The sequence below is a fragment of the Ideonella sp. P3_A4 genome, assembly GCF_056403075.1.
Genome location: NZ_JBFUGE010001093.1, coordinates 1 through 1,245 on the forward strand (window position 1 = coordinate 1; position 1,245 = coordinate 1,245).

Here is a 1,245-nt window from a genome sequence, read left to right on the forward strand (position 1 = left end):
GCCTTGGCCTATGCCCACGGCAAAGGCGTGGTGCACTGCGACATCAAACCCGCCAACATCTTCATGGTCGGCCGGCGCCAACCCAAGGTGCTGGACTTCGGCATCGCCCGCGTCGCCCACCGCGAAACGCCGTCGGTCGAAGGTCCGGTCGCAGGTTCGCCCTACTATCTGGCGCCTGAGCAACTGCGCGCCGAAGCGGTCGATCGCCGCTGCGATGTCTATTCGCTCGGTGTTGTGTTGTTCGAGTTGTTGACTGGTCAACGCCCTTTCACGGGCCAGACCATCGACGACATCAACCACGCCGTGCTGAACGCGCCGACGCCGCTTGCCCGCCAGGTCAACTCGAAAGTGCCGGCTTCGCTGTCGGCCATCGTCGCGCGCGCGATGTCGCGCAGCCCGAGCGATCGTTATCCGTCGGCACGTCACTTGTCGATGGAGCTGCGCCACTGGCTGGAACAGCCCGAGGCTCGGGCCCTGATCGAAAGCCCCGAGTCTGTGCGCCGGCGTCGCCTGACACTGATTGCCCTTGGCGTAGGCGCCGCGGCTATCGCTGCAGTGCTGCAAGCTTGGCAACCGTGGGCGAGCGATACGACGCACACGAATGAGGTGCCGGTTGTCTCCGCGCCGGCGCCCATTTCCACCCCTGCCCCGCTGCCTGACACCGCTGCATCAGCTGCCGCAGCAGTAGTTGACGCCGCCTCAGCGGCAGTGGAAGTGCCGACCGATGTGGCCGCACCGGTCGTCGAGGAAGCTCCGAAGCCCAAGCCCGCCACGGCGAACGCCAAGGATCGCAAGCAGCGCCCGGCGGTGACCGCGCCGGTGGCCGTCGAGCCCGAACCGGTGGTTCCGTTGCCGCCGGGCACCATCCAACTGGCGATCAGCCCCTGGGGACAAATCGAGGTGGACGGCAACTTTGTCGGCCTCGCGCCACCGCTGAATCGGCTCAGTTTGCCGGGCGGCACACACACGATCACAATTCGAAACGGCGACTTTCCGCCGCTGGTGCGGCAGGTCACTGTCTCTGCCGATCAACCGGTGGTCATCAAGCACCGTTTCGAACAATGACCGTTCCCCATCGATTCGCCGCCCTCATCTCGACCAGTTTGCTGGTCTTGCTGACTGGCTGTGTCGCGCCCAGCCCAAAAGTCGATGATGGCGCGGAGCGCAACCTGCAACTCGGCCTGCGCGCCTACGATGAAGGCCAATACGCCGACTCCGAACGCGCGCTGAACGAGGCCTTGCGCC

At 65.6% G+C, this 1,245-nt stretch carries 1 protein-coding gene; it reads left to right on the forward strand.

The annotated features are described in order from the left end of the window. The coding region (locus AC1DYI_RS36110; protein ID WP_477208897.1) for a serine/threonine protein kinase at positions 1 to 1,065 on the forward strand (1,065 nt) is incomplete at its 5' end. Positions 1,066 to 1,245: the final 180 nt, after the last annotated feature.